This window comes from Pseudomonas sp. UBA6276 (assembly GCF_002438365.1).
Classification (GTDB): Bacteria; Pseudomonadota; Gammaproteobacteria; order Pseudomonadales; family Pseudomonadaceae; genus Aquipseudomonas; species Aquipseudomonas coleopterorum.
The window spans coordinates 1-4,597 of record NZ_DJUS01000124.1 but is presented as its reverse complement, the minus strand read 5'-3'; the positions used below and the strand labels follow the sequence as shown (position 1 = coordinate 4,597).

Below are 4,597 nucleotides of genomic sequence, written 5' to 3'. Positions count from 1 at the left end.
CAGGTAGGGGTTTTGTCTTTCTTGAGGCAAAAATAACCACCTTGGCGGGTGGTTTTTTCAGCACGCCTGCCTATGGATCTGTGCCCCTGTGCATTCCAGAGGCGATGAGATCGCGCAGCCACATGTGGCCAGGGTCTCGATGCAGTCTTTCCGGCCATAACATGAGCATCTCAAAACCTGGAATAGCGAGTGGAGGTGTCTGGACGTGAAGAGCTGGCTGATCCTGCACAAGTCTTTCCGGCACCACCGCGACCAGGTCACTGTGAGCCAGTGCTGAGACAAGCGAGTTGAAAGTGGACACGGATAGAACGACTTTGCGCTCCAGGCCCTGGGCAGCCAGTGCCTGGTCCGTACCGCCAACGAAGCCAGCGCCATTGGGTGACACCACAGCGTGTTCAAGACCACAGAATGCCTTGAGTGAAAGCGGGGTTGCCAATGCGGGATGACCGCGACGCCCTGCCAGCACATAGCGTTCGTGAACCAAAGACTTGTGACGCAGTTTTGGTGGTGCTTCATCGCGGGTGTGCAGGGCCAGATCGATCCGACCATTTTCAAGGTCATCGGCGAGGCTGAGGGGACTCTTGTTCAACAGCACCAGGCGGGTGTCCGGTGCCAGGCGCCTGAGCACTGCCAACGATGGCCAGACCAATGCGGTCACGGCGTAATCACTCGCAGCGATCTTCCAGGTGTGATTGGACAGTGCAGGCTCGAATGGGGCGCTGGGGCTCAGCGTCGCTTCCAAAGCCACCAGCGCCTCACGCAACGGTCCGCGCAACGCCTTGGCCCGCTCGGTAGGTGACATCCCTCGCGGGCCTGGCAGCAACAAAGGATCGTCCAGAATCTCTCGCAGTCGACCCAGTTGCAGGCTGACTGTCGGTTGAGCCAGATTCAGGAGTCGGGCCGCGCGCGTGACGTTTTGCTCGGACAGCAACGCATCCAGCGTGACCAGTAGATTGAGATCCAGGCGACGTAAGGTATTGTGCATGTAAATACCAGCTGTTTCGGGAATTCATTTCTATCATAGCGAGCCCGTCGCTACCGTGTAGCATTCATTTACCTGGAGCTCCACATGAAGCTGCTGCTTGTCTACGCTCATCCTGAACCTCGATCCCTGAATGGCTCACTCAAGGATTTCGCCATCGCTCACCTGAAAGCCGGGGGGCACGAAGTCGTCGTTTCGGATCTGTACGCCATGGGTTGGAAAGCGCCTCTGGATACCGACGATGCGCCTGGTTATGACAACCAAGCGCCTTTCAACCCTGCGCTTGAATCGCAGCGTGTATTCGCTGCGGGCACGCAGCCGCTGGACATCGAGAGAGAACAGGAAAAGTTGCGTTGGGCGGACGCCGTGATCTTTCAGTTTCCACTGTGGTGGTTCTCGATGCCTGCAATCCTCAAGGGCTGGATCGAGCGCGTCTATGCCTACGGGTTTGCCTACGGCGTTGGCGAACACAGCGAAAGTCATTGGGGTGATCGCTACGGCGAAGGCAGCATGATAGGAAAGCGCGCCATGTTGGTGGTGACCATGGGCGGGTGGGAGCCGCATTACAGTGATCGAGGCGTGAACGGTGCGCTGAATGATCTGCTGTTCCCCATTCAACACGGTGTGCTTTTCTATCCTGGGTTCACGGTGATGCCGCCTTTTCCGATCTACAAAACCGGCAAAATGGACGCGACTCGGTTCGAACAGGTTTGTGAAGCCTACGCGGTGCGCCTGGATAATCTGTTCAATGATGAGCCGCTGCGATTTCGTCGCCAGAATGGTGGGGACTATGAGATTCCGGCGTTGACTCTCAAGCCGCATGTTGCGCCTGGGCGTAACGATCTGGGCATCCATATGAGTGACGACTGAACACTGAAAGGTTTGAAGAAGAAGATAACGAAGTTGAGTGCTGAAATGGACGTTGATTCGAACCTGAGTGGATTGCACGTGCCCGGATTCAACCTGGGTAGTTATGTCCTTCGTCGTATCCGTTCTGACGATGCCCAAGTGGTATTTGCAGGTCTCTCCAACCCGCAGGTCATCGCTCACTATGGCGTGTCCTACGAAAGTCTTGAGGCGACTGCCGAACAGATGCGTTGGTATGACTGGCTTTTGGCCGAGGGAGCGGGAATCTGGTGGGGCATTGCCAGGCAGGAAGACGGCGAACTTATTGGTGCCTGCGGTTTCAATGACTGGCAGCACGAACATCACCGTATCGACCTGGGGTACTGGCTTCTGCCGGAGTACTGGAAGCAAGGAATCATGCAGGCGGCGTTGTCGCATATTCTCAGGTATGCGTTTGGGCATATGGGTATCCATCGAGTGCATGCAGACGTCGAGCCGGAGAATGCCGCCAGCTTGCATCTGCTGAAAAAGCTTGGATTTGCCCACGAAGGTACGTTGCGCGATGTCGAATACAAGGATGGGTGCTACATCAGCCTGCACCAGTTGAGCCTGATCAAGACCGACCCGGCGGCGGTTGAGCTGATCAGGTCGGCGAGTGGTTGAAGGCTTCAAAAAAAAGCCCCGCTGTTGCGGGGCTCGTTCATTGCGTTGCGTTTACCGAGTGGCCTCGCTTTCGAGTGCAGCGACCGCTTTCGTCAGTTCGTCGTGGCGGCGGATGAATTTCCAGTCCGCTTCATCGATGTAGATGCCTTCGGCGCTGCTGCCGCCTTCGAGGTCGATGGCGACGTGAGCGGATACCTGTGGTTTCACGCTCGCCAGAATCGGTGTGAAACCCAGTTGCTGGCTGGTTTCCAGCAGGGCGGCCTGGTTGCGTTCGTCGATATCGGCGGCTTCGTCGAGGTAATAGGGCAGACGGATGCGGCCGGCCTGATCGCGATCCATCAGGTGCAGCAACAGGTACATGTTGGTCAGCGCCTTGATGGTCATTGTGGTGCCGTTGGAGGCGGCGCCATCGATGTCCGTGTGGATGACCGGTTGACCGTTGATCTTGGTGATTTCGAAGGCCAGTTCGAACAGGTCCTTGAGGCCGAGCTGGTTATGATTGGCCGCGACCATGCGGGCCAGGTATTCCTTGGCTTCCTCGTTCTTGCTGTCCTGCTCGGCGCTCTGGTTGAGGTCGAACACGGAAAGGGTTTCGCCTTCCTCGTATTGGCCTGCGCTGTGGATGATCTGGTCGATGTGCTTGAGGGCGTCCTTGTTGGGTGCGAGCACGATGCGGAAGCTTTGCAGGTTCGACACCTGGCGCTTGTTGATCTCGCGGTTGAACAACGCCAACTGATGTTCGAGGCTGTCGTAGTCGCTGCGGATGTTGCGCAGGGTCCGGGCGATGTCGGTGACGGCGGCGCGTCGAGCCTTGCCCAGGGTCAGGGCCTCGTCGGTGCGATGGGCATAGGCGTTGATCAGCAATTGCAGACGGCGCTCGACGTTGTCTTCGCTGTCGAACTTGGCCACGCCCTTGAGGCGCACCTGGGCGTACAGGGCTTCGATCTGTCCGTCGACACGCTGCAGGCTCTGCCAGCTGTCCTGATAGTCATTGAGCAAGGGCAGCAGGTTGTCCATCGAGTCGTCGATCAGCTCCATGAAAGGCGTGCCGAATGGCAGATCGGCCGGGAGCAGGTGGCGGCGGCGCAGGGCATCGTCCAGGGTGCGCTGTTTGCTTTCCAGGTCGGCGATCTGCCGGCCCACCAGCTGCAGCTTGGCAGACAGCTGTCCGACGCGCTCGGTGAAGGCGTCGCTGGAGCGCGCCAGTTCGTCCTGGGCCGCTTCGAGTTGGGCAAGCTGCTCGAGTTTGTCCTGCTCTTCGCGGCTCAGGGTCTGGCTGCGACGGTAGTCTTCCAAGGCCTTTTGGGCGTCCAGAACCTCCTGGTACAGCGTCTCGGAGCGCGACTTGCTGGCCGAGAGGTCCGCGGCAACGGCCTGCTGGGTCTTGAGTTGCTGCAATTCCTTTTCCAGGCGCGCACGTTGCTCGCGCAAGGCGGCGCGATCAGCCAGGGCCTGCAACACCGGTGGTTCGATGGTGGACAGGTCGATGGAGAGTCCGGGCAGTTCGAAGCGCTCGCCCTTGAAGCGGTCAAGCACGGTCTGCACGGTGTCGACCCAGGCGTTGCCGTCATCCAGGTCCAGGCCTCGTGGACCGGTGGGCAGGCTGAACAGCGCGCCGTTGAACAGGCGCATCAGGCGGTCGACATCCTGCTGCGAGAACTCTTCGCGCAGGCGCGCATAGCTATTGTTGTCGGCATGCTCCAGTTGCTGGCGGATGGACTTGAGGCGCTGCTCGACGTCGCCGACCCGCTCCTGCAGGTCCTGTGCGCTGAACTGGCGAGACTGCGCCAGGGCGCCGGCCAGTTCGTCGTGGGCATCCTTAGCAGCCAGCAGCTGCTGCTCCAGCATCCGTACGTCGGTGACCAGCGCAAAGCGGTTCTTGAGGACCGAGAGTTCGCCGAGCCAGCGCTGGATGGTCGAGATTTCGCGCTCCAGGCGCATGAGCTCCTGGGTGCTGCCGCGCTGATTGGTCTGTAGCACATCCTGTTCGTTGCGGTAGTGCTCGGACTGGATGACCAGCTCTTCCTTGCGTGCGCCGGCATAGTCCTGCCAGGTACCCAGCAGCCCATCGAGGATCGGCGAGAGGCGATGCAGCTTGCCGCGCAG

At 59.3% G+C, this 4,597-nt stretch carries 4 protein-coding genes; 2 read left to right on the top strand and 2 right to left on the bottom strand.

The window, feature by feature from the left end; translation table 11 throughout:
* Positions 1 to 70 precede the first annotated feature (70 nt).
* The gene (locus tag B2V21_RS14495; protein ID WP_286917212.1) at positions 71 to 985 is read right to left on the bottom strand and encodes a LysR family transcriptional regulator; all 915 of its coding nucleotides are present in this window, start codon (positions 983 to 985) and stop codon (positions 71 to 73) included.
* An 84-nt stretch (positions 986 to 1,069) separates the two neighbouring features.
* Here B2V21_RS14495 and B2V21_RS14490 point away from each other — a divergent pair, with 84 nt between their 5' ends.
* Together B2V21_RS14490 and B2V21_RS14485 are read left to right on the top strand one after the other, a co-directional pair.
* The gene (locus B2V21_RS14490; protein ID WP_286917211.1) at positions 1,070 to 1,852 is read left to right on the top strand and encodes an NAD(P)H-dependent oxidoreductase; all 783 of its coding nucleotides are present in this window, start codon (positions 1,070 to 1,072) and stop codon (positions 1,850 to 1,852) included.
* A gap of 12 nt (positions 1,853 to 1,864) precedes the next feature.
* Positions 1,865 to 2,491 carry a GNAT family N-acetyltransferase gene (locus B2V21_RS14485; RefSeq protein WP_286917210.1) on the top strand — a complete coding sequence of 209 codons (627 nt, stop codon included), beginning with the start codon at positions 1,865 to 1,867 and terminating at the stop codon, positions 2,489 to 2,491.
* A 51-nt stretch (positions 2,492 to 2,542) separates the two neighbouring features.
* Here the strand turns inward: B2V21_RS14485 and B2V21_RS14480 are convergent.
* On the bottom strand, positions 2,543 to 4,597 hold a 2,055-nt coding region (locus B2V21_RS14480; protein ID WP_286917209.1), incomplete at its 5' end, for a chromosome partitioning protein ParA.

What these genes read in the sequence shown, in the direction of transcription:
- B2V21_RS14495 (WP_286917212.1), bottom strand. Translation starts at nt 985, where the DNA reads ATGCACAATACCTTACGTCGCCTGGATCTCAATCTACTGGTCACGCTG.
- B2V21_RS14490 (WP_286917211.1), top strand. Translation starts at nt 1,070, where the DNA reads ATGAAGCTGCTGCTTGTCTACGCTCATCCTGAACCTCGATCCCTGAAT.